General features: G+C 71.0%; 22 protein-coding genes. 12 read left to right on the top strand and 10 right to left on the bottom strand.

The window, feature by feature from the left end; all coding sequences use genetic code 11:
• Positions 1-81: 81 nt before the first annotated feature.
• The gene (locus tag BMW27_RS07315) at positions 82-573 is read left to right on the top strand and encodes an Lrp/AsnC family transcriptional regulator (RefSeq protein ID WP_217638063.1); all 492 of its coding nucleotides are present in this window, start codon (positions 82-84) and stop codon (positions 571-573) included.
• Between the two features lie 113 nt (positions 574-686).
• On the opposite strand, the gene speB (BMW27_RS07310) is transcribed toward BMW27_RS07315, so the two are convergent.
• The gene (gene speB, locus BMW27_RS07310; protein ID WP_091441262.1) at positions 687-1643 is read right to left on the bottom strand and encodes an agmatinase; all 957 of its coding nucleotides are present in this window, start codon (positions 1641-1643) and stop codon (positions 687-689) included.
• A gap of 136 nt (positions 1644-1779) precedes the next feature.
• On the opposite strand from speB (BMW27_RS07310), the gene BMW27_RS07305 reads away from it, so the two are divergent.
• The 8 genes from BMW27_RS07305 to BMW27_RS07270 all read left to right on the top strand — a co-directional run bounded on the left by BMW27_RS07305 (position 1780) and on the right by BMW27_RS07270 (position 8729).
• Positions 1780-2367, top strand: coding sequence for a helix-turn-helix domain-containing protein (locus BMW27_RS07305; RefSeq protein WP_091441259.1), 588 nt, complete (start codon positions 1780-1782; stop codon positions 2365-2367).
• An 81-nt stretch (positions 2368-2448) separates the two neighbouring features.
• Entirely contained in the window at positions 2449-3918 is a 1470-nt protein-coding gene (locus BMW27_RS07300) for an amino acid permease (protein ID WP_217638062.1), read from the top strand.
• Between the two features lie 22 nt (positions 3919-3940).
• Positions 3941-4738: a carbon-nitrogen hydrolase family protein gene (locus BMW27_RS07295; protein ID WP_091441780.1), complete on the top strand. Its 798-nt coding sequence runs from the start codon at positions 3941-3943 to the stop codon at positions 4736-4738.
• A complete protein-coding gene (locus tag BMW27_RS07290) occupies positions 4735-6435 on the top strand; it encodes a flavin monoamine oxidase family protein (protein ID WP_091441253.1) in 1701 nt (566 codons plus the stop codon). The genes BMW27_RS07295 and BMW27_RS07290 overlap by 4 nt, the downstream gene beginning before the upstream one ends.
• Before the next feature lie 92 nt (positions 6436-6527).
• Entirely contained in the window at positions 6528-7106 is a 579-nt protein-coding gene (locus BMW27_RS07285) for a GNAT family N-acetyltransferase (RefSeq protein ID WP_091441778.1), read from the top strand.
• 245 nt (positions 7107-7351) lie between these two features.
• Entirely contained in the window at positions 7352-7699 is a 348-nt protein-coding gene (locus BMW27_RS07280; RefSeq protein ID WP_217638061.1) for an ArsR/SmtB family transcription factor, read from the top strand.
• Positions 7696-8136, top strand: a complete 441-nt coding sequence (locus BMW27_RS07275) for an SRPBCC family protein (protein WP_175486405.1) — start codon at positions 7696-7698, stop codon at positions 8134-8136. The genes BMW27_RS07280 and BMW27_RS07275 overlap by 4 nt, the downstream gene beginning before the upstream one ends.
• Positions 8133-8729, top strand: a complete 597-nt coding sequence (locus BMW27_RS07270) for a maleylpyruvate isomerase family mycothiol-dependent enzyme (protein ID WP_091441247.1) — start codon at positions 8133-8135, stop codon at positions 8727-8729. Before BMW27_RS07275 ends, BMW27_RS07270 begins: the two co-directional genes overlap by 4 nt.
• Positions 8730-9038: 309 nt before the next feature.
• Here BMW27_RS07270 and BMW27_RS07265 read toward each other — a convergent pair whose 3' ends face one another.
• Complete coding sequence (locus BMW27_RS07265) at positions 9039-9698, bottom strand: hypothetical protein (RefSeq protein ID WP_139206843.1); 660 nt, start codon at positions 9696-9698, stop codon at positions 9039-9041.
• A 616-nt stretch (positions 9699-10314) separates the two neighbouring features.
• On the opposite strand from BMW27_RS07265, the gene BMW27_RS22840 reads away from it, so the two are divergent.
• Both BMW27_RS22840 and BMW27_RS07255 read left to right on the top strand, forming a co-directional pair.
• Positions 10315-11328, top strand: coding sequence for a hypothetical protein (locus tag BMW27_RS22840; RefSeq protein WP_139206842.1), 1014 nt, complete (start codon positions 10315-10317; stop codon positions 11326-11328).
• Positions 11329-11954: 626 nt separating this feature from the next.
• Positions 11955-12866, top strand: a complete 912-nt coding sequence (locus BMW27_RS07255; protein WP_217638060.1) for an HNH endonuclease — start codon at positions 11955-11957, stop codon at positions 12864-12866.
• A 224-nt stretch (positions 12867-13090) separates the two neighbouring features.
• On the opposite strand, the gene BMW27_RS07250 is transcribed toward BMW27_RS07255, so the two are convergent.
• On the bottom strand, positions 13091-14260 hold the full coding sequence (locus tag BMW27_RS07250; RefSeq protein ID WP_091441238.1) for a protein kinase family protein: 1170 nt from the start codon (positions 14258-14260) through the stop codon (positions 13091-13093).
• 48 nt (positions 14261-14308) lie between these two features.
• Positions 14309-14464, bottom strand: coding sequence for a hypothetical protein (locus BMW27_RS23275; protein WP_175486404.1), 156 nt, complete (start codon positions 14462-14464; stop codon positions 14309-14311).
• 342 nt (positions 14465-14806) lie between these two features.
• Here BMW27_RS23275 and BMW27_RS07245 point away from each other — a divergent pair, with 342 nt between their 5' ends.
• A complete protein-coding gene (locus BMW27_RS07245) occupies positions 14807-15529 on the top strand; it encodes a GAF and ANTAR domain-containing protein (protein WP_091441233.1) in 723 nt (240 codons plus the stop codon).
• Between the two features lie 327 nt (positions 15530-15856).
• Here the strand turns inward: BMW27_RS07245 and BMW27_RS07240 are convergent, their stop codons facing one another.
• The 6 genes from BMW27_RS07240 to speB (BMW27_RS07215) form a co-directional block, all read right to left on the bottom strand.
• Entirely contained in the window at positions 15857-16585 is a 729-nt protein-coding gene (locus BMW27_RS07240) for an enoyl-CoA hydratase/isomerase family protein (protein ID WP_091441230.1), read from the bottom strand.
• 69 nt (positions 16586-16654) lie between these two features.
• The gene (locus tag BMW27_RS07235; RefSeq protein ID WP_245743350.1) at positions 16655-17482 is read right to left on the bottom strand and encodes an alpha/beta fold hydrolase; all 828 of its coding nucleotides are present in this window, start codon (positions 17480-17482) and stop codon (positions 16655-16657) included.
• Between the two features lie 97 nt (positions 17483-17579).
• Positions 17580-18221, bottom strand: a complete 642-nt coding sequence (locus BMW27_RS07230; protein WP_091441226.1) for a dihydrofolate reductase family protein — start codon at positions 18219-18221, stop codon at positions 17580-17582.
• Between the two features lie 79 nt (positions 18222-18300).
• Positions 18301-18840, bottom strand: coding sequence for a hypothetical protein (locus BMW27_RS07225; RefSeq protein ID WP_091441223.1), 540 nt, complete (start codon positions 18838-18840; stop codon positions 18301-18303).
• 34 nt (positions 18841-18874) lie between these two features.
• Positions 18875-20815 carry a primary-amine oxidase gene (locus tag BMW27_RS07220; protein WP_091441220.1) on the bottom strand — a complete coding sequence of 647 codons (1941 nt, stop codon included), beginning with the start codon at positions 20813-20815 and terminating at the stop codon, positions 18875-18877.
• A complete protein-coding gene (gene speB, locus BMW27_RS07215; RefSeq protein ID WP_091441217.1) occupies positions 20812-21852 on the bottom strand; it encodes an agmatinase in 1041 nt (346 codons plus the stop codon). The genes BMW27_RS07220 and speB (BMW27_RS07215) overlap by 4 nt, the downstream gene beginning before the upstream one ends.
• Positions 21853-22151: the final 299 nt, after the last annotated feature.

Here is a 22151-nt window from a genome sequence, read left to right as displayed (position 1 = left end):
GGCGCCGGGCTCCCGGGTGGTCGTTACCATCCGGGAGCCCGGAGCCGCCGGGTCAGTCGGAGCCGAGGCGGGAGGGCCGGGGTGACCATCCGTCGGCAGTTCGTGCTGGACGACGTCTCGCGGGCCATCATCGAGCAGCTGCAGGAGGACGGCCGCCGTCCCTACGCGCGCATCGCCGCGGCGGTCGGGCTGTCGGAGGCGGCCGTGCGGCAGCGCGTGCAGCGGCTGCTCGACGCCGGCGTCATGCAGATCGTCGGGGTCACCGACCCACTGCAGGTCGGCTTCTCGCGGCAGGCGATGGTCGGCGTGCGCACCAGCGGCGACGCCCGGGCCGCGGCCGACCGCATCGCCGCGTTCGGCGAGGTCGACTACGTCGTCATCACGGCCGGGTCGGTCGACCTGCTGGTCGAGGTGGTCTGCGAGGACGACGACCAGCTGCTCGACGTCGTCGCCCGCATCCGCGCGGTGGAGGGCGTGGAGTCCACCGAGACCCACCTCTACCTGGGGCTGGCCAAGCAGACCTACGCCTGGGGCACCCGCGGCCCGCAGGGCGCAGCCGACGCCGGTCTCTGAGGCCGGCGTCCGCGCCCGCGAGGCGTCTCCCGCCTCGGTGGGCTCGTGCTCCGCCCACAGCGGTGGGCAGGGCACGAGGACGTGCGGCACGGAGGTGGTCCGCGCCGCGCCGGTCAGGCCGGGGCGCGGTTGAGCGCGAGGACCGACAGCAGCTCGTAGCCCACGTGGGCCGCGGCGATGCCGGTCAGCTCCGCGTGGTCGTAGGGCGGGGACACCTCGACGATGTCGGCGCCGACGACGTCCAGCCCGACCAGCCCGCGCAGCGTGTTGAGCAGCTCCCGGCTGGTGAGCCCGCCGGCCTCCGGCGTGCCCGTGCCCGGCGCGTGCGCGGGGTCGAGCACGTCGATGTCGACCGACACGTAGACCGGGCCGCCGGCCAGCCGGGCGCGCATCCGCTCCACGATGCTGCGCACGCCGTCGACCTCGTAGTCGTCGGAGCGGATGACCTGGAAGCCGAGGACGGCGTCGTCCTCGAGGTCCTGCTTGCTGTACAGCGGGCCGCGGATGCCCGTGTGCAGCGAGCGCTCCAGGTCGATGAGCCCCTCCTCGCTGGCGCGGCGGAACGGCGTGCCGTGCGTGTAGGGGGCGCCGAAGTAGGTGTCCCAGGTGTCGAGGTGGGCGTCGAAGTGCAGGACGGCGACCGGTCCGTGGTCCCGCGCCAGCGAGCGCAGGATCGGCAGCGCGATGGTGTGGTCCCCGCCGATGGTGAGCAGCTGGGCGCCGTCGGCCCGCAGCGTGGTCACCTCGCGGTCGATGGTCTCGATCGCCTCGCCGAGGTCGAACGGGTTGACGCCGATGTCGCCGGCGTCGGCCACCTGCTGCGTGCCGAAGGGCGTGGCGTCGAGCGCCGGGTTGTAGGGCCGCAGCAGCTTGGAGCCCGCGCGCACGTGGCCGGGGCCGAAGCGGGCACCGGGCCGGTAGCTGACCCCGGAGTCGAAGGGCACCCCGAGGACGGCGACGTCGGCGCGCGACACCTCGTCGATCCGCGGCAGCCGGGCGAAGGTGGCCGGCCCGCCGTAGCGGGGGACACGGGTGGCGTCCACCGGGCCGATCGGGGTCTGCTCCTGCACGGGGTCTCCTGGAGGTCTGCGGGGACGGACGACGGCGTGGCGTCCCCCGTCCGGGTCGGCCGCCACTGTCAACTCGTGTTTCACATTTGTCAACGCCGGGCGAGGAACTACTGTCCGCGGGGACCGGGGAGGTGCGATGGAGGCGGTGTCCGAGGTGGAGGTGCCCCGCATCGGCGGGCGGCTCAAGGCGGTCCGGCAGGCGCGCCGGCTCACGCTCACCGACGTGGCCGAGGCCAGCGGGCTGACCAAGGGGTTCCTCAGCAAGCTCGAGCGGGACCAGGCCAGCGCCTCGGTGGCCGCCCTCGTCCGGGTGTGCGCGGCGCTCGGCATCTCGCCCGGGAGCCTCTTCGAGGCCGCGCCCGGCGGGGAGGCGGTCCGCGCGGGGAGCTACCCGCCCATCGCCTTCGGTGGCCGGGGGCTGTCCGAGTACCTGCTCACCCCGTCCGGGGAGCGGCGGCTGCAGGCCATCCTCTCCGAGGTCGCCCCGGGCGGCGGGAGCGGCGAGGAGACCTACGCCCTGCCGGCCGAGGTCGAGTTCGTCTTCGTGCTCGAGGGCGACCTCGAGGTCACCGTCGGCGGCGAGGTCACCGTCCTGGGCGCCGGTGACGCGTTCACCTTCTCGCCCGGCACCGAGCACGGCTTCCGCTCGCTGCGGACGGACGGGACCACGCGGGTGCTGTGGGTGTTCGCCCCGGCTCTGCCGGTCGGACGGGAACCGATCTAGGAAACGCTGGTTGACAATGAAGCAACTTGTGGTGATGCTCGCTGCGATCCAGACCACAGGCACAGCCGCAGAGGAGCTCCCGTGAGCCCAGTGAGCGCCGGCCCGGGCAGCGCAGCCCCGGCCCGCCGCAGTCAGTTGTTCCGGCTCAAGCCGGTCGACGTCATCGTCGCCCAGCACGAGGAGGTCGGCGGCTCCGGGCTGCGCCGGTCGATGGGCCTGCTCCAGCTCACCGCGCTGAGCATCGGCGCGACCCTGGGCACCGGCATCTTCGTCATCCTGGGGGAGGCCGTGCCGCTCGCCGGGCCGGCGATCGTGCTCGCCTTCGTCCTCGCCGCGGTGACCGCGCTGTTCTCGGCGCTGTCCTACGCCGAGCTGGCCGGCAGCATCCCGGTCTCGGGCTCCTCGTACAGCTACACCTACGCCACCATGGGCGAGCTCGTCGCCTGGGTGTGCGGCTGGCTGCTGATGCTCGAGTACGGGGTCTCGGTGGCCGCCGTCGCGGTGGGCTGGGGCGCCTACATCGACGACCTGGCCGCGAACACGGTCGGCGCGGTGCTGCCCGAGGCGCTGTCCGCCCCGCCGGGCGACGGCGGGGTGGTCAACGTGCCCGCGATCGTCGTCGTGCTGCTCGCCATGGCGCTGCTGCTGCGCGGCACCAGCGAGAGCGCGCGGGTCAACACCGCGATGGTGGTGCTCAAGGTCGGCGTCCTGCTGTTCTTCTGCGTGGTCGCGTTCACCGCCTTCCGCGCCGGCAACCTCGCACCCTTCGTGCCGATGGGCGTCGCCGGCATTACCGCCGCGGCCTCGCAGGCGTTCTTCTCCTACATCGGCTTCGACGCCGCCTCGACGGCCGGCGACGAGGCCCGCGATGCCCGCCGTGACCTCCCGCGGGCCATCGTGCTGTCGCTGCTGGTGGTCACCGTCGTCTACTGCCTGGTGGCCCTCGCCGCCGTCGGCGCGGTGCCGTGGCCGCAGATCAGCGGCTCGGAGGCGGCGCTCGCCGACGTCCTCACCCTGGCCACCGGCCAGACCTGGACGGCCGTGCTGCTCGCCATCGGCGCCGTCATCGCGATCGCCAGCGTCGTGCTGACCGTCCTCTACGGGCAGACCCGCATCCTCTACGCGATGTCCCGCGACGGCCTGGTGCCCCCGGTCTTCTCCCGGGTCAGCCGCCGCCGGCGGATCCCGGTCGCCAACACGGTCATCGTGAGCGTGGTCATCGCGCTGCTCGCCGGCCTCGTCCCGCTCGGCGAGCTGGCCAACGCCACGAGCATCGGCACGCTGTTCGCGTTCGCGCTGGTCAACGTGGGCGTCATCATCCTCCGCCGCAGCCGTCCGGACCTGCCGCGCACCTTCCGGACGCCGCTGTACCCGCTCACCCCGGTGCTCGGCGTGCTGTTCTGCCTGCTGCTGGTGGCCGGTCTGGGCTCGGCCACCTGGCTGGTGTTCCTGGCGTGGATGCTGGTGGGGCTGGCCGTCTACTTCGGCTACGGGTACCGGCACTCCGCGCTCCGGACGACGGCCGTCACCACCCCGCCCGCCGGTGCCTGAGCGCCGGCCCGAGGGGGAGCCCGTGCGCGTCGCGCTGCTGCAGGGCCCGGCCGAGACGCCGGACCCCGAGGCCGGGCTGGCGGCCGTCGCCGACGCCGCCGCCCGCGCGGCGGCGGCCGGCGCCCGGCTGCTGGTCACGCCGGAGATGTCGCTGACCGGGTACGCCATCGGCGCCGACCGGGTCGCCGAGCTCGCCGAGCCGGTGCCCGGGCCGCTGACCGACCGGGTGGCCGCCATCGCCGCCGAGCACGGTCTGGCGATCGCGGTCGGACTGCCGGTGCGCACCCCGGCCGGGGTGGCCAACACCGTCGTGGTCGTCGGCTCCGACGGCAGCCTGCTCGCCGGCTACGCCAAGGCGCACCTCTACGGCGACGTCGACCGCGACGCGTTCGTGCCCGGCGACGTCGGCGTCGTGCAGTTCCGGCTCGACGGCCTCGTCGTCGGGCTGCTGGTCTGCTACGACGTCGAGTTCCCCGAGGCGGTGCGGGCGCACGCCCTGGCCGGCACCGAGCTGCTCGTCGTCCCCACCGGGCTGATGGACCCCTACGGCCACGTCGGCACCGTCCTCGTGCCGGCCCGCGCCTACGAGAGCCAGGTGTTCCTCGCCTACGCCAACCGCACCGGTGCCGAGGGGGAGTTCGTCTACTGCGGCGCCAGCTGCGTCATCGTCCCCGACGGCACCGAGCTGGCCCGCGCCGGCCGGGGCGAGGAGCTGCTCGTCGCCGACGTCGACCCCGCCGTCCTCACCGCCTCCCGCCGGGTGAACACCCACCTGGCCGACCGCCGCCCCGAGCTCTACCCCACGGAGACCCCCGCATGACCTCCGCCATCCCCGTCGCCGCCCACGAGCCGGGCGAGGAGCGCCCGGCCCGGCCGCTGACCATGTTCGGCCCGGACTTCCCCTTCGCCTACGACGACTGGCTGGCCCACCCGGCCGGGCTCGGCGAGGTGCCCGAGGCCGAGCACGGCACCGAGGTCGCCGTCATCGGCGGCGGCCTGTCGGGCATCGTCACCGCCTACGAGCTGCTGAAGCTGGGCCTCAAGCCGGTCGTCTACGAGGCGCACGAGATCGGCGGCCGGCTGCGCTCGGTCGGTTTCGAGGGCCACCCCGGCGTGGTGGCCGAGATGGGCGCGATGCGCTTCCCGCCGTCGTCGACCGCCCTGTTCTCCTACGTGCGCGACCTCGGCCTGCGGACGACGCGCTTCCCGAACCCGCTCGACGTCGCCACCCCCAGCACCGTCGTCGACCTCAAGGGGGAGACGCACTACGCGCACACCCTCGACGACCTGCCCCCGCTCTACCGCGAGGTCGCCGACGCGTGGCACGAGACGCTGATCGGCGGCGCCCGCCTCGAGGAGATGCAGCGGGCGATCCGCGACCGCGACGTCAAGACGATCAAGGTGATCTGGGACGAGCTGGTCGAGCAGCTCGACGACACCACCTTCTACGGGTTCCTCGCCGCGTCGCCCGCGTTCCGGTCCTTCCGCCACCGCGAGGTCTTCGGGCAGGTCGGCTTCGGCACCGGCGGCTGGGACACCGACTACCCGAACTCGATGCTCGAGATCCTGCGGGTGGTCTACACCGCCGCCGACGACGACCACCTGTCGATCGTGGGCGGCTCCCAGCAGATCCCGGTCGGGCTGTGGCGCCGCGAGGTCGAGGCGCCGGTGCACTGGCCGGCGGGCACCAGCCTCGCGTCGCTGCACCCGGGCGGGCGGCCGCTGCCCGGGGTGACCCGGCTGCACCGGACCGCGCCGAACTGCCTGACCGTCACCGACGAGGCCGGCGGCATCCGGACGTACGGGGCGGCGGTGTTCACCGCGCAGAGCTGGAACCTGCTCTCCCGCATCGTCTGCGACGAGAGCCTGTTCCCCATCGACCACTGGACGGCGATCGAGCGCACCCACTACATGGGCTCGACGAAGCTGTTCTGCCTGGTCGACCGGCCGTTCTGGCAGGACGTCGACCCGCAGACCGGCCGGCACCGGATGAGCATGACGCTGTCGGACCGGATGACCCGCGGCACCTACCTGCTCGACCAGGGCGAGGGCAGGCCGGGGCTGATCTGCCTGAGCTACACCTGGGCCGACGACTCGCTGAAGTGGCTGCCGCTGTCGGCGACCGAGCGCATGGAGGTCATGCTGGCCTCGCTGCGCGAGATCTACCCCGACGTCGACCTGCGCCGGCACGTCATCGCCTCGCCGGTGACCGTGTCCTGGGAGTCCGAGCGCGACTTCATGGGCGCGTTCAAGGCCAACCTGCCCGGCCACTACCGCTACCAGCGGCGGCTGTTCACCCACTTCAAGCAGGACGAGCTGCCCGAGCAGTACCGCGGCCTGTTCCTCGCCGGCGACGACATCTCCTGGACCGCCGGCTGGGCCGAGGGCGCGGTGCAGACGGCGCTCAACGCGGTGTGGGGCGTCGTCCACCACCTCGGCGGGCGCAGCCACCCGGACAACCCCGGCCCGGGCGACCTGTTCGACGAGCTCGCGCCGGTGCGGCTGCCCGAGGACTGACCGCGGGGTGCCGGCCGGTGCTCCGCGGGTCGGCTCCCGGGCCGTCCCCGTGGGCGTGGTCGGCCACCGCCGCCGGCGCTAGCGTGGGCGAGGTGGGTGTCGAGATCGAGCCGGCGACGAGGGCGCGGTTCGACGACGTCGCGGTCGTGCTCGGCCCCAAGAACCCGACGTCCAGCGTCTGCTGGTGCCTCAGCCACCGACTCGACTCGAGGACCAACCGGGAACTCGTCGGACCGGCCCGCCGGAAGTACGTCCGCGAACTGACCGGCCGCCCGGTCGCCCCGGGGGTGCTCGCCTACGACGAGGGCGAGGTGGTCGGCTGGGCCGCGGTCGCTCCGCGGGCGGAGCTGCCGTTCGAGCGCTCCCGGAAGATCCCCCACGTCGACGACCTGCCCGTGTGGTCCCTGTGGTGCATCCGCGTGCGTCCGGGTCATCGCGGCCGGGGCATCGCGCACGCGCTCGTCCGCGGGGCGGTGGACTACGCCGCAGCCAACGGTGCCCCCGCCGTCGAGGGGTACCCGGCGGACAACGGGAGCCGGCGGGTCGACCCGACCATGGCCTTCGTCGGCACCCGGAGCCTGTTCGAGAAGGCCGGGTTCACCAAGGCCGCGGACACCGACGCCGTCGCAGGCGGGTTCCCCCGGGTGCTGATGCGCCGCCCCCTGCCCTGAGCTCGCGTCCCGCGTACGAGGGCCCTCGCCCGCCGGGTGCAGACCCGTCAGGAACACCTCGGCACGACGGACGAGGGTGGCGGATCCGGCCGGATCCGAGCACGCCCTCGTCCCGACTCGCGTGGTCGATCCGGCGCCGTCGGCGGTCGCCCCGACGACCTTCCCGTGCGTCGGAGCTCCCACCACGCTCGGCAGGCGGCGTCCTCAAGTTGCAGCTTGATAAAGCATCTGCTTGACTAAGTCTCGTGGAGGTCACAGTCGACGACGAGCGGCTCGACGCGATGTTCGCCGCGCTCGCCGACCGCACCCGGCGCGACATCGTGGCCCGGCTGAGCGAGGGCGAGGCGACGGTCGGAGAGCTCGCGGCCCCGTACGCCATGAGCCTCCAGGCGGTGTCGCAGCACATCGGGGTGCTCGAGCGGTGCGGCCTGGTCAGCCGCAGCCGGCACCGGCAGACCCGCCCGTGCCGACTGGAACCGCAGGCGCTGGAGGCCGCGGTGTCCTGGATCGAGGAGAGCCGGCGGGCGTGGGCCGACCGGGTGGACCGGCTCGAGGCGCACCTGGCCCGCCTGCAGGAGGGCTACCAGCGGTGAACGCCGACGAGCTGGTCCACCGGCGGGTCCTCCGCGCGCCGCGCGAGCTGGTGTGGCGGTGCCTGACCGAGCCCACGGAGCTCGCGCAGTTCTGGGGGCCGCGCGGGATGACCACCCCGCTGGACGGCATCGTCGTCGAGCTGCACGCCGGAGGCCGGTTCGAGACCCTGATGGTCGGCGACCACGGCAGCCACCGGATGGTCGCCAGGTTCACCGAGGTCGTGCCGCCGGAACGGCTCGCCTGGGCCGAGCCGGCCACTGGTGTGCACACGACCGGCACGCTCACCGACCTCGGCGACGGCTGCACCGAGCTCGTCGTCCACCAGCGGCACCTGCCCGAGCCGATGCGCTCGCCCGAGGCCCGCGCCGGCTTCCTCACCTCCCTCGACGAGCTCGAGGAACACCTCGCCCGCCTGATCCGAGAGGAGCGACCGTGACCGACCTGCAGTCCTGGGTGGCGCCGACCTGCGACGGCCTCGCCGACCTGCTCGCCTCGGCGCCCGCCGAGGCCTGGGACGCCCCGTCGCTGTGCGAGGAGTGGCAGGTCCGGCACGTGGTCGCGCACATGACGATGCCGGCACGGCTGACACCCGAGCAGTTCGGCGCCGAGATGGCGGCGGCCGGCGGGGACTTCACCGTGCTCTCCGACACCGTGGCCGCGCGCGACGCCGCCATGCCGCTCGCCGACCTGCTGGACGCGCTCCGCTCCCCGCTGCTGCACGCGTGGCAGCCGCCGGGCGGCGGCGCGGCCGGTGCGCTCAGCCACGCCGTCATCCACTCCCTCGACATCACCATCGCGCTCGACCGGCCGACGGTCGCGCCGAGAGGGGCCGTGGTCGCCGTCCTCGACCAGCTGGCCGCTGCCAACGGCGCACTGTTCGGCGTCGACCTGACCGGCGCCCGCCTCGAGGCCGCCGACACGGACTGGAGCTGGGGCAGCGGCGACGGCGTGCGCGCCGACAGCGGCCTCCTCGTGGCGCTCCTGAGCGGCCGCACCCTGCCCGACGGCCGGGCCCTGCCTCGAGGCTGAGCCACCCGACAGACCAGATGCTGGCCGAGAGAACCCGCGTCTCCAGCCGGTCCTCCCGCAGAGCGGCGTCCACGACGAAGGGCGCCCCTCGCGGTCGGCGTTCCAGCCGGACGCCATCATCCTCGCCCGCCGTACTCGGTAGCCCTCGAGCGATCCACGCCGGGAGGCGCTGGCCTTGCAGCGGGACACGAGGCGCGTCCCTGGAGTCACCCGTGTCCCTGAGCGGCCCATTCAGGGACACCGAGCGGTCTCCCGTAGAGCTCGCAACGTCGCCCTAAAGTCGATCATCTCGCGGTGGGCGCACTCGATTCACCGCGGAATTCTCGCTGCTCCGCCCATCGCCCCGGCCAGGGCCACACCCGCGAACAGCGGAGCCACTCCCAAGATGCCGGTGATGGACAAGAGGCCCGCAATCCCGGCGAGCGAGAATTCTTCAGGACCAGCCAACAGGGCCCACGACAGCGCGAACAACGGCAGAGTGACCACCCCGGTCCCCAGCCCTGCGGCCCATCCTGCGCGGCGCCCGCGACCACCGAAAAGCAAGCCAGCAAGGACGGCCGGGGTGAAGGTGAACAGCCAGTGGAAGATCGGGATGATTGCGCCAAAGACACGGTCCGACAGTGCGGACGCGTACAGCGCGTTCCACACCAGCGCCGCGGCAGCGACCACAACGACCGCGAGCCACGCCCAGAACACCGGGCTCCGAGCGCTAAGACCCGTCTCACGCCTCAGCAGGACCACGGCGGTCCCGAGACAGAGCGGAGCCGTGGAGAGCACGAGAACCCATAGCGGCCCGGGCACGTCGTCGACCAGCCAGGTGGTTCCCGGCACCAACAGCGGCTGCGGCCATGGCAGTAGTCCCACCATTATCGCGAGCAGACCCAGCACTACGGTCGCCGCCATCAACGTTCGCGGCAGGCCTGCGCGCGCCGGATCCGGAGGCGGCCTAGGGCCGCCGGCGGGGAACATGCACAACACTGTGTCCGCCCGGGCCCGCAACGTCGAGCGCAGGTCCCCGAACAGGTGACGGTCGCTGAAGCAGCTCGATCCCACTTCGAAGTGACGCCACCCGGGGGCCGCGGGCTGGCTCCTGACGCCAGTTCGTGTCCCTGAGCGGCCCACTTAGGGACAGCCTCCTGTCCGTGGAGCCTGGCTGCACACGTCCTGAACCTGGTGACCATGGATGCAAGCGTCCGGGCGAAACCGCCGCAAGCGGCGGCCCATGCGCTTGCGTGAACCTGCGGCAGGAGATTGTGGCTGGCTCGCGAGCCCGCAGGACCCGCCCCGCCAACTCCGCGGGCCGCCTTGGGACGTTCGAGTTCGCACGAGATCGCTGACCGAAGCCCCGAGACAGGTGGTCGACCGGACGTCTGGCGCCGCTGGCGTGCTTCGTCGGCGGCCTACTGGCCGCCATGGAGCGCAGAACGCCGCCGGGCCGAGGTGCGGCGGCGCAGGTGGCCGACGACCGGGAGGCCGGCAAGCGCCGACTGCAGGGCGAGCGGCCGGAAGGAGATACAGATGATGTTGCGAGGGTCTGTCGGACCCACCTCTGAGGGTCGAACTCAGCCTGCATGCTTTCGCTCAGGTGCTGCGCGTCGAGGAGCACTCGCCGCAGGAGGTGGCCTTGAATGGAGCCCTCGGCACAAGCAAAGCCGGGGGGCATAGCCTGTCACAAGCACACCGGCCGAAGGAGCGGAAGTCACCTATGGATGCACCGGAATCGATCTTGGCTCAGCCATATGATGACCGACAGTTGCTCGTTGTCGCAGACGAGATTCGGCCGCCGGAAAAGGCGCCTGAGCCGTCGGAGTTATTCGGGGTGAACAAGTCGATCTGGGAAGTAGCAGCCGCAGTCATTCCCGTCGTCCTATCGCCGGGCGCCGGACTGGCTGCCTTGGCCGTGCAGCGCCTCATCAGCTGGAACGAGGAGAGGGCGCGCCGCGCAACAGAAGAAGGCGTCCACATTCGATCAGTCACAAGGGCCGACATCCAAGGGCTGCTCTTCCCACCAGGCCACCCGCGGCGCAAGGTGGTCTACGTGGGACACCCGTCCTTGAAGCGGCAGTACATCCCCTTCGCCTCCTTCCATCGTGCCCTGTTCGAACAGAAAGCAATTGAGGCGATGGAGCTTCTAGCTGGGTTAGGAGCGACATCCATCAAGATTCGTCAGGTCGCGGGCACGGCGACCTCGGCGTCGATAGCCGCCTCATTGGGTGTCCCTATTCAGGGCGTGACGGTGGACGTTGGCTCAGACGTCGGGAAGCAGGCGTCTCAGAATAGCGAAATCCTGCTCTCAGCCACGCTAGCCCCCACGCAGGCGCCTCGTGTGCCAGATGGACTTATCTGGTATCCGCACGAGCGCACCTGGCAGGGCGTGGCGAAGATGCGCCTCAAGAACGGCCTGGAGACATACGCCTTAGAGGTCGACTACAAGGACGACTACGGCATCAATGCCAAGGTGTCCGCAAAGATCGCGGACATCGGCTTCGACATCGGTGGCTCGTGCAGCAACATCGAGTCGACTAAATGGATAATGCAGGGCGAGTTCGCCCCCCTCCACACTCTCCCGCCTTTGCACCCCGGTGACAATGAGCGATAAATCCAACATGGTCTAGCCGTCGGCGTACGCCGATACGATTTAGGCCTTCGTCGATCCCCACTGCGCAGTAGCCGCAGCCCTCCGGAATCGCTGCAGTTTCGGCACCACCCGAGGTAAGCCGGGGCCAGGAGGGCAGCCAAGCGCCGCTCGTGGGTCGAGGCAGAGTCAGAGAGCGACCACAGAGACCAGCTCCGCTCGGCCCCTGCCGCACATGGGCACATCGTCGCGCCGCCGAACACGTGGACATACCACATCCGCTCCGTGTGGCTTCCGCTGTTGTTCGTTGCTGGGAGGGTGTCCTCGATGACCAGGGGGAGACCGCGTCCCTGAAGCCGCCTTCAGAGACACGCACCCGCTCGCCGGCCCGCCTGAACCCTGCGCAGTCAATGATGTCCGATCCGCGGGGTGCCGCCGAGCCGCCCGGGAGGGGGCGACGCGCCCAACCGCGTGCGGCCGGAACCGTGCCTCTTCGGAACGAACTCGTTACTCTGTGCGCCCAAAGAGGACCATGTGGGTCTTCGCCAGGCAGTCACAGGGGGTCCGCGTTGCAGTACATCATTGTCCCGATGCTCTTTCTCGGGGCGATAGGTCTTGCAATCCAGTATTGGTATGTATCCTTGACCGTCGTGCTCGCCGCAGCGTTGCCTCGCATCATCAGGCACATCCGCAAGCAGCGGTACTTCGCCAGCGAAGAATTTATGGCGCTCAAGGCCGACATCGCCGACTTCGTCGCCGAGCACAATGAGGTTGCGGAGTACATCGCGGAGATCCGTAATCAGGGATCGTTCCAACTGGGCACTTCGTCCACGGGCGCCCATGCGCATCTGGCGTCCACTCAGAACACGAGTAGGTACAACTACCGTCGAGACCGCAACGTGGCGGACTTCCGGTCGACGAATGTGCACAACTGTTCGTTGCAAGTCGTGCGGAACGCCAGCGCCGACCCCCTCAAGTACCTGATCAAGTACTTCAACGTCAGAGCCGACGAGTTTCAGTTGGCCGCCGCGGAGCGGTTGGGCGAAGACATCTCCCGGCTGGAAGAAGCCATCGCGAATCTCCGCCACCGCGAAGAGATCATCACGGAGATGGTCGATCCGCCAGCCTTCATCCTGAAGCACTACGCGGATGAATTCATGCACCACGTGGGTGTTGAGCTCTCGCCGGTGAGTGTTCCTTATCTGGTGTACGTCTTCGAGTACGTCAGTGCCGGTGGAAACAGCTCACAGCGGACCACCGTCACGTTGGACACCCATGCCCTCGACGCGCTGACCGCGCTGCTGTCCGAGAAGATCCGCTACAGGAAGAGTGCTGCCGGGCAGCGCGCCTTGATGACGGTCGGTCTTCGTCAGTACATCAAAGAACGCGATGACTACACTTGTCGGTATTGCTCGGTGTCGCTCATGGACGAACCGCACCTGCTTCTTGAGGTGGACCACATCGTCCCCGTGTCGAGAGGTGGCCTGTCGACAGAGGAGAATCTGCAGACGCTCTGCTGGCGCTGCAACCGGGCCAAGTCGAACAAGCTGCTGTCGGCGTGACCGGATCACGAGTTTGGGGATACCCCGGCGACGCCCCGATCGTTTACCTGGGTGAACTAAGGGGCCTTGCCCGGTGCTGCTGCGGGCCTCTTGAGCATGTCTGGGGTTGCCGGCCTGGGTACAGCCGGGGGGTAAACAGCCACGTCGCTCGATTGGCGCATCGCCCGCTGCCCAAGGTGATCTGTCAGGGGCCGGGGCTATCCGGCGCGGAAGTGCCCTCGGCTCTAAGCGGTTGCCTTGGCGGGTGACTCGACCACCTGTTCCACGTCTTCTATCAGCCCCAGCACGGTCTGGTAGCGCTGACTGAGGTCATTGCTGGCGCACTTGTGGATGATTCTACCGATGGCGTCGTCGCTGGGGGGAAGCCTCTCCTTGCCGGTGAATATGTAGGCGAGGACCCAAGCGATCGAGTACATCTCGTTGACGACCGCGTAATCCTTGAAACTCGCGAGCAGTGGGTCGCGGTAAGTTCCCTTCATGGCGGTTTGAGTGTGGGTGAAGTTTTTGCTCGGGTCCTTTACCAGGCCAAAGTCCGACAGCTTGACCAGCACGGCACTCTCTCCGTAGACCTTCAGCAAGGTGTTCTGAAGGCTGATGTCTCGGTGCAGATAGTGGTTCACATGCAGGTAATTGATGCCATAAAGAAATTGGAGCGCAATGCGCTTCCGAGTGCCGAACTTGAGCGTTGAGTTCTTCTTGCTGATGTAGTCCCGTAGCGTGGTGTCGCAGTACTCCATCCGGTACTCGTTGCGCTCGTCGTTGTATTTGTAGACCTGCACCACGTAGGGAGAGCTCAGCTTCTTCATCACGTCGAACTCCTGCTTGAACCGCGCCAGCTCGCGCTCGTCCAACTCCTTCTTGGCCCTCTTGACAGCGAACTTGATGTCGTAGTCAGGGTCCACGTAGGAGTAGACGTGGGCGTAGGAACCACTGCCCACCATCGTGAGCGGTACCGGCTCCTGCCCCTTCTTCAGCTTCACGCTCGCGGCCAAGAGGGTGAAGACTGGTTGGTAGTCGATGAGCTCAATGAGCTCGAAATCCTCGGGGACCGTGCTGCCCCCCGAGGGGGAAAGCCAGGGCCTGCAGCGATCCAGCGCGTCCTGATAGCCAGTGTCGAATTCGACCTCTACGCCGCACCTCTTCAGCGTATGGAGGTCGTTCTCGATCTCGTCGATAAGCGCGAGTAGGTCGCGGCTGGGGTCCGCCCAGTAGTGGTGGGTGGACTTGGCGCGGCCGTTGATGTCACTGAAGTGCTGGTTCAGCCGCTTGTGGAGAACCGCGAACATGTGGCCCCAGTCGGGGTCGTCGTACAGGCGCGAGAACCTTGGAGACGCGGGCATCACCGCGTACTTCTCCCGCAGGTCCGCCACCATCAACGCCACCGGATCGGCCATCGTCTCAGCCCCTTCGAGTCGAACGCCATCCTCTCATCGGGGTCCGACTCAAGGCGGTGATGAGCCCGGAAGAACGACAATGGCCACCGCGCAGTTGTTGTGCCGCGCCATCTCCGCCGCCATCAGGCAGCAGCGCTCCCGCATCTCGAGCGGGAGGTCGAGCGTGGTGGTGAGGACCGGCACCTCCCGGCACGCGGCGGTCATCGGGCGTCCGTCAGGAGCGCCGCGAGGCGGGCACGCTGCTCGGCGGTGATGGGGGGCGCGGTAGCGAGCGCCAGCCCCGTCCCCTGTCCCTGAAGCCGCCCTCACGGCGAGCCGGCCGGCTGTCCCGAAGCGACCCACTTGGGGACGCATGGGACGGTTGCCGTCTACGGTCGGATCGAGCCGGGACGCCTTCTGGGAGCGGTAGTCTGAGTCCGAGCGTCGGGCGGGCCCGCGTTCCTTGTGCGTCACTTCGGCGGCGTACCCGAGCACCGGCCCCGGCTTGCGGGGTCCTGGAGCCGAGGTCGATCCGCCGCCTTCGGTGGATGACCGGAGGTTGACGCCATGTCGACTACCGACCCATCGGACCCCCTCGACCCGGTCGAGGCCCTGGAGCGGTTGGGCCGCCTCGCCCTTCGCGAGCACTGCATGAAGTCCCTGCTGCAGTCGGTCGCCGAGCTGGCCACGGAGGTCATGCCCGGCAACCTGGAGGCGTCGGTGTCCCTGCTGATCAACGACCGGTCCAGTACGGCGGTGTTCACCGGCCGGCTGGCTCTCGACTGCGACGAGAGCCAGTACGGCCGCGGCTACGGCCCCTGTCTGCACGCCGCCGGCTCCGGCGAACTGGTCGAGATCGCCGACGCGCGCATCGAGACGCGGTGGCGGGACTACATGGAGCACGCCGTGGAGCACGGCGCTCTCAGCTCGCTGTCGGTTCCGCTGCCGATCAACGAGGGCATCGCGGGGGCGATCAACGTCTACGCCCGCAAGCCGCACGCCTTCGACGAGGACAGCCGGTCGGTGGGCACCCGGTTCGCCGCCTACGCCGCCGTCGTCGCCGCGAACATGTACGCCTACGAGGAGGCGCGCGACCTGATCGAGCACCTCGAGCGCCGAGTCGAGTCTCGGGCGGTGATCGAACGGGCCACGGGCATCCTGATGGAGCGCTACGAGCTCACCGCCGACCAGTCGTTGCAGGCCCTGACCCGGGCGGCCAGGTACACCGACACCAAGGCCAGGGACATTGCGGACACCCTCGTGCGAACCGGCGAGTTCCCGGAGCTATAGGCCCATCGCCCGATGGATCAGGGGAAGTCACTGACTGCCACTCGAGGTGGCGTGCCCGGGCGTGCAGACGGTGTGCGTCTGAGGCCGCCCTCAGAGACGACACCTCGAGAACCGGCACACGGGCAGCACCAGACGTAGCCGCCCGGGTCGCAGTTGGCGGCGCTCGTGCTCCGCTGCCTGCGCTCGTGCGCATCGGCACGTCGGCGGTCTGGGGGACCACGGCGAACCGCCACGAATGCGATCCTGACGGCCTGGCAGTGCGGGGCCGATGACCGGTTCCGAGATCCCGCTCAGCGACCGATTGACCAACCTGCCCGGGCGGTGCCCCTAGCGCCGGGCCAGTGCCGCGAGCGCGGCCTCGATCCGCCGCCGGGTGTCGTCGGAGGTCCAGCCGGCGAGGACGGGCGCGTCGCCGCCGGCGGCTGCCTCGATCGCCGCGTTCGCGGGGCGGTGGAGTTGGACCTTGGCCAGCCGGTAGGACTCCGGCGACCGGGCTCCCAGCTCGGTGGCCAGCGCGAGCGCCCGGGGGAGCAGTTCGTCGGGCTCGGTGAGTTCGTCGACCATGCCCAGGGCCAGCGCCCGGTCGCGGTCCGCGGTCTGCGCGCCGAGCAGCACCTGGCCGGCGCGGGAGCCGAGCGCGTGCCGGACGATCTCCAGGGCGGACGTCGGGAAGGGGACGCCGACCACCAGCTCGGTCAGCCCGATCCGTCCGCCCGACATCAGCCGCAGGTCGCAGGCCAGGGCCAGCACGCAGGCACCGGCGATCGCGTGCCCGTTGACCGCCGCGACCGTCGGGCGCGGGTGGTCGAACACGGCGCGGAACGTGCGGGACAGCGCAGCGAGGAGTTCCTCGGTGTACGGCCGGCCGCCGTCCAGGATCCGGCGCAGGTCCACCCCGGCGGAGAAGGACGAGCCGCTGCCGGTGACGACCAGCGCCCGGTCGGACGCGGTGACGGCCTCGGTCAGGGCGTCCAGCAGCTCCACGTCGAGGGCGCCGACCCGGCCGTGCTCGATGCGCAGGACGGCGACCTCATCCCGATCCTCGGTGACCAGCACCGGGCCATCATCACGCAGCCCGGCGTCGTGCCGGACGACGGGAGTCCCCGCGGGGGAGGGAGCCGCTGCTCAGCCGCGCAGGTGCTCGGCGACCACCGGTGCGAGCACGTCCGGCGGCACGACGTGGCCATGCCCTTCGATCACGTGGAGTCGGCCCTCGGGCAGGAGGTGTGCCAGCCGCCGGCCCACCTGCACCATGAACGGGGGGCTCGCGCCGCCGACCAGGACCAGGCCGGGCCGGGTGACCCGAACTGCGACGTCCTCCGGGACCGCGCCGCCGGTCTCGATGTCGCCCATCACCGCTGAGTCGTACGCGAGGGTGGGTGCCAGCGCGGTCAGCTCCGCCCACCTGTGCGTTCCGCGCATCCCGTCGATCACCTCCTCCGGCATCCCGGTGAGGCGGCAGAACGTCTCCAGCGCAGCGGCCCGCCGCTCCTGCGCGAGCAGGCTGCGGATGGTCCGTCCGTAGCGGCGCGCCCCGGTCCGTGAGGACTCGTCAGGCGAGTACGGCGGGTCGTGCAGGACGAACTCGTCCACGGGCAGCCCTGCAGCGACGGCGCGGAGCACCAGGCCGGCACCCGAGGAGTGCCCGTAGAGGTGGGCCGGGCCGCCGATCCGGTCGATCAGCGCGGCGATGTCCTCGATCTCCCGATCGACCGCATACGGGAGCGTGTCGCCGCTGTCGCCGCGACCTCGCCGGTCGTAGTCGACGGTCGTGAAGTGCCTGCCGAGCGCCTGGGCCGTGGGACGCATCAGGGCGCGGTCGCACGTCGCGCCGCAGACAGCGATCAGCAGCGGGCCGGCGCCGAAGACCTCGTAGGCGATGGGGGTGCCGTCAGCGGAGGCGACCGTCTCGTACGTCATGCGGTACAGACCGGAGGACGAGGCGCGGGTCATCGGACGTCGAAGCCGCCTCGTGTCCCGTGGCGGCCACGTGAGGGCCGACCCCGCCCGAGCCGTCATCGGCTACCGACAGGCAGAGTGATCCGCGCCGTCATGACCGCGTGAACGTGACGTGGGTGACGCCGCTGGGTGTCGAGACCGCCTCGACGTCGTAGCCCGCCTCCAGGGCTTCGAGGCCGTCCCACAGCCGCACCCCGCGACCGAGCACGATCGGCACCTGGACCAGGTGGACGTGGTCGACGAGCCCCGCCGCGAGGAAGTCGCGGGCGACGGTCGGGCCGCCGCCGATGCGCACGTCCTGGCCGGCTGCCGCCTCGCGCGCGACGTCGAGGGCCTCGGCCGGCGAGGCGTCGAGGAAGTGGAACGTCGTCCCGCCGGCCATCTCGATCGGCGACCGCGGCCGGTGGGTGAGCACGAAGGTCGGCGTGTGGAACGGCGGGTTCGGACCCCACCACCCTCTCCAGTCGGCGTCGTCCTGCCAGCCCGGGGGGCCGAACTTGCCGGCGCCCATGATCTCGGCGCCGATGCCCGGCTCGTGCTGCTGGGCGAAGGCGTTGTCGACGCCGGCGGTGCCGCCCGTGCGTCCCACGATCGGGGCGCCGAAGCGGGTGGCGATCATCCACTCGTGCAGCCGGTGGCCGGCGTGGCCGAAGGGGGCGTCGAGTGCCTGGCCCTCACCGGTGGCGAACCCGTCCAGCGAGATGGAGAGGTTGTGGATGCGGGTCCGTGTCATCTGCTCGCTCCGTCTGCTCGGCTGCTTGCCGCAGGTGGAGACCTCCGCCGGCCTCGGCACTCATCGGTCCCGGTGCGGCTCAGCTCCGTCCGGGCTGGAGCATCCCCGGTTCCATGCACCCCTCGGGTCCCTGTGCGCCCACCGGTCGGCGGGCCACGGCCTCGGCAGAGCAGGTCGCCCCGGCCTCGGTGTCATCGAGGATGGCCTCGGGTGACCACTGCCCAGCACACCGCTGTCGGAGGTCGGCCGACCGGCGCACCCCACCGCATCCCCGCACCCCGGCGAGCAGGAGCGCGACGACCGCCAGCAGTCCCGCGACCGGTCCGGCCCACCCGGCGGGGCCGGTCGCGGCGTGGTGGGCGGCCACCACCGGCGCGTGCGCGGCCAGCATCGCCGTCGTGAGGACGACGTGCAGGCCCCACGCGGCCCGCCCGGGCCGGCGCCACAGGTGCACCGCGCACAGCAGGCAGGCGGCGGCGAGGGCGGCGGTGCCGGCCGCGCCCGGGTGCGGCGCGGCGACCAGGGCCAGTCCGTGCACCGCGGCGCACCCTGCCGCGGCCCCCGCCGCGCTGCGCGCGAGGAACCGGGGCAGGGCCGCCGCGCCGAGCGGCTGCGTCATGCCGGGCGCCCCTGCAGGGGGGCCTCGCTCAGCATCAGTGGCATCGGTCCGGCGCGGGCGGCACGTCGAGCGCGGGGTTGCGGTCGAAGAAGCCGACCGGCTTGAGCTCGAAGGACACCACGTCGACCGGCATGACCGGCCAGTCCTCGGGGCGCGGCACGTGGTGGATGCCGAACACGTGCCAGAGCACCAGGTCGGTGTCGGCCACCGGCCGGTCGGCCTTCGTCCACTCCGGCAGGCCGGCGTCGCGGCGGCTCTGGTTGCAGAACTCGCCGGAGGGCCAGCGCTCCTCCTCGTCGAACCGGCTCACCCACACCGGGTGGTCGATGACCTGCGCCCGCAGCCGGAACGGAGCGTCCGCGTGGGCGATCGCGGGCAGTGCCGAGTTCGGGTACAGCTTGTAGCCGGGCGCCGTCCCCAGCCGGTTCGGCTTGGTCCGGTTGACCACCTTGAAGCTGCGCTGGGTGGCGAAGTCGACGTCCAGCCGCCCCTCGGCCTCGGTCTCCACCGCGCGGCTGCGGGTCACGACGGCGAGGCCGTACGGGTTGTCGTCCGACACCGGCAGCGCCTCGCTCTCGGTGACGACGACGGTATTCTCCGGGCCGTCGACCTCCATGTCGAGCCGCGCGACGACGAAGTGCTGGTGGATCGGCGCGTAGGTGCGCTCGTCGACGACGGTGCCGTAGGCGGGCGGGGTGCCCTCGTAGGCGCTGGTCACCATGATCCCGGTGGCGCGGACCTCGCACTGGATCGTGCCGTCCTGGTAGAAGCGCCAGTAGGTCAGGTACTCGTAGTTGGCCACCGTGGCGTGGAAGGAGACGACCATCCGCCGCGAACGGCGCACCTCGGCGCCGGCCTGCTCGTCGACGTGCTTCCACAGCACGCCGTCGTCCTCCTCGTGCAGGCAGATGGCGTTCTCGATCGTGTAGGGCTCGCCGCGGGTGTCGTGCAGGACGGCGTCGACGTAGGTGATCTCGCCGAGGCAGTCGCAGCCGAGCTTCAGCGACGTCGTCATGAAGCCCAGACCCCACTCGCCGACGTCGAACGCGGTGCGGCGGTGGTGGTCGGGGCTGGGGTCGCGGTAGGGCACGACCATCTCCGCGAACGACATCCGGTGCGCGATCGGGCGCCCGTCGTAGGCGACCCGGTGGATGACCAGGCCCTCGCGGTGGTTGAAGCCCAGCCGCATCGTCCAGTTCTGCCACCGCAGCTCGTGCCCGTCGAGGGCGAACGAGACGCCCTCGGGCTGGGTGATCTCCAGCGGCTTGACGTCGGTGCGCGGCTGCAGGCCCGGCACCAGGGAGGGCACGTACTCGCCCATGACCGGGGCCTGCGCCGGGGGCGGGTTGTCCTCGACCTGGAGCAGCTCCATCGTGTTGAGGTCGACGACGAAGTGCAGGCCCATGACGGGGTTGGCGTAGGGGTTGCCGCCGTGCACCGAGCGGCGCCAGACGTCGGTCCAGCCGACCCGGCGGTCCTGCAGGCCCTGGGGGATCAGCGAGTGGCCGTAGGCCCAGGTGTCGATGAGGACGAGGTCGAGGTCGGTGATGCCGCGCTTGGTCAGCGCCTCGACGACGGCCGGGTGCTGGATGAGCACCTCGTGCGCCTCGTGCCACTCGTCGAGGGTCATGTTGGCCTGCTCGCCGGGCACCGCCTCCCAGGAGACGACGGCGTCATCGGTGAGCGAGACGACCGCCTTGTACGGCGTCCCCTCGTCGCGGCTCCAGACGGTCACCCGGGCCTCGCGGCGGATCGGGTCGCCGGGGGCGAACGCGCGGACGACGTCCTTGGCCGGTTCGCGCAGCTCGATGGACGCGAACCGCCAGCGCTCGTCGACGTCCCTGTCCCGGCGCAGGATCGCCGCCGCGGCGCGGAACTCGTCGGCGGTCAACGGGTCGAGCGGGTGCGGGGTGCCGGTGGCCGCGGGCCCGCCGGCCGCGCCGGAGGCGTGGCAGGACGTCGCGAGCTCGGTCATGACGGGTTCTCCTGGGTGGTGTCGGGGCGGTTCGCGAGCAGGGGGACCGACGGGTCCCAGCGGGTGCCGTCGCGGGCGTCGCGACGGCGGCGGGCGATGGCCGAGAGCGCCTCGAGCACGACCCGGTTGGCCAGCGCCGCGGTGATGTCGGCGTGGTCGTAGGGCGGGCTGACCTCGACGACGTCGACGCCGACCACGGGCAGCTCCAGGCAGAGCCGGCGCACGGCGTCGAGCAGCTGGCGGGCGGTGAGCCCGCCCGGCTCCGGCGTCCCGGTGCCGGGCGCGTGCCCGGGGTCGCAGACGTCGATGTCGACGGACAGGAACACGCCGTCGCACTCGTCGGTGGCGATGGCCGACGCCTCGGTGAGGCAGGCGTCGAGGCCGCGGTGGCCGATCTCGGTCATCTCGTAGGACCGCATCCGCTGCGCGGCCATCCAGTCCAGCGTCTCCGGCGGCGGCCAGTAGCCGCGCAGCCCGACCTGCAGGAACCGGTCGCCGCGCAGCGCCCCGGACTCGATGAGCCGCCGCATCGGCTGACCGTGGCCCCACAGCGAGCCGAACTCGATGTCGCCGGTGTCGGCGTGCGCGTCGAAGTGGATCATCGAGACGCGCCCGTGACCGAGCACGTTGGCCACGCCCTTGGCGTCGGCGAAGGCGATGGAGTGGTCCCCGCCCAGGACGACGGGGATCGCGCCGCTGCGAGCCACGGTCTCCACCGCGGCCTCGAGTGCGCCCAGCGCCGTCTCGATGTCGCCGGAGTACATCTCCACGTCCCCGGCGTCGAGCACCCGCAGGTCGCGCAGGCCGTCGGTGCGCAGCGCCAGGCTGGGCCGGGACCCGTCGTGGGCCAGGTAGTCGGTCATCCGGATCGCCTGCGGGCCGAAGCGGGTGCCCGGACGGTGCGAGGTGCCGCCGTCGAAGGGGGCGCCGAGGACGACGACGTCGGCGCCGGCGTACGACGCCGGGTCGGACAGGTCGCAGCGGTCGACGCCGAGGTAGGTGATGTCAGGCCCGAACTGGGCGCCGTAGCGCGTCATGGGGTCGAGGTCCGATCGGTCGTGCGGGAGGAGAAGGCGAGGACGAGTAATCAGAACCCACCTGGACAACGGAATCCGTGTCCGGAGACACGCTAGACGACGGTTTCCGGCATGCCAAGCCCCGGACTGGCGTGTTCGGATCCAGGGGTCTGCACCGTTCGCTATCACACGACGGAATGAGCGCGGTGCTCGAAGACACACGCGCGAAACGGTCGTGGTGCATGCTCCTCGCGCTCGGATCCGTCGGCCGCGGTCGTGCCGGAGTGTCGACGGAGCTCGAGCCGGGTGTACAGCGTGGC

This window comes from Geodermatophilus poikilotrophus, assembly GCF_900111455.1.
GTDB lineage: Bacteria > Actinomycetota > Actinomycetes > Mycobacteriales > Geodermatophilaceae > Geodermatophilus > Geodermatophilus poikilotrophus.
This window is presented reverse-complemented; position numbering and strand designations above follow the sequence as displayed.

What these genes read in the sequence shown, in the direction of transcription:
- BMW27_RS23275 (WP_175486404.1), bottom strand. Translation starts at nt 14,464, where the DNA reads ATGACCGCCGCGTGCCGGGAGGTGCCGGTCCTCACCACCACGCTCGAC.
- BMW27_RS07230 (WP_091441226.1), bottom strand. Translation starts at nt 18,221, where the DNA reads ATGACACGGACCCGCATCCACAACCTCTCCATCTCGCTGGACGGGTTC.
- BMW27_RS07290 (WP_091441253.1), top strand. Translation starts at nt 4,735, where the DNA reads ATGACCTCCGCCATCCCCGTCGCCGCCCACGAGCCGGGCGAGGAGCGC.
- BMW27_RS07220 (WP_091441220.1), bottom strand. Translation starts at nt 20,815, where the DNA reads ATGACCGAGCTCGCGACGTCCTGCCACGCCTCCGGCGCGGCCGGCGGG.
- BMW27_RS07305 (WP_091441259.1), top strand. Translation starts at nt 1,780, where the DNA reads ATGGAGGCGGTGTCCGAGGTGGAGGTGCCCCGCATCGGCGGGCGGCTC.
- BMW27_RS07245 (WP_091441233.1), top strand. Translation starts at nt 14,807, where the DNA reads ATGTCGACTACCGACCCATCGGACCCCCTCGACCCGGTCGAGGCCCTG.
- speB (WP_091441217.1), bottom strand. Translation starts at nt 21,852, where the DNA reads ATGACGCGCTACGGCGCCCAGTTCGGGCCTGACATCACCTACCTCGGC.
- BMW27_RS07250 (WP_091441238.1), bottom strand. Translation starts at nt 14,260, where the DNA reads ATGGCCGATCCGGTGGCGTTGATGGTGGCGGACCTGCGGGAGAAGTAC.
- BMW27_RS07235 (WP_245743350.1), bottom strand. Translation starts at nt 17,482, where the DNA reads ATGACCCGCGCCTCGTCCTCCGGTCTGTACCGCATGACGTACGAGACG.
- BMW27_RS07225 (WP_091441223.1), bottom strand. Translation starts at nt 18,840, where the DNA reads ATGACGCAGCCGCTCGGCGCGGCGGCCCTGCCCCGGTTCCTCGCGCGC.
- BMW27_RS07265 (WP_139206843.1), bottom strand. Translation starts at nt 9,698, where the DNA reads ATGTTCCCCGCCGGCGGCCCTAGGCCGCCTCCGGATCCGGCGCGCGCA.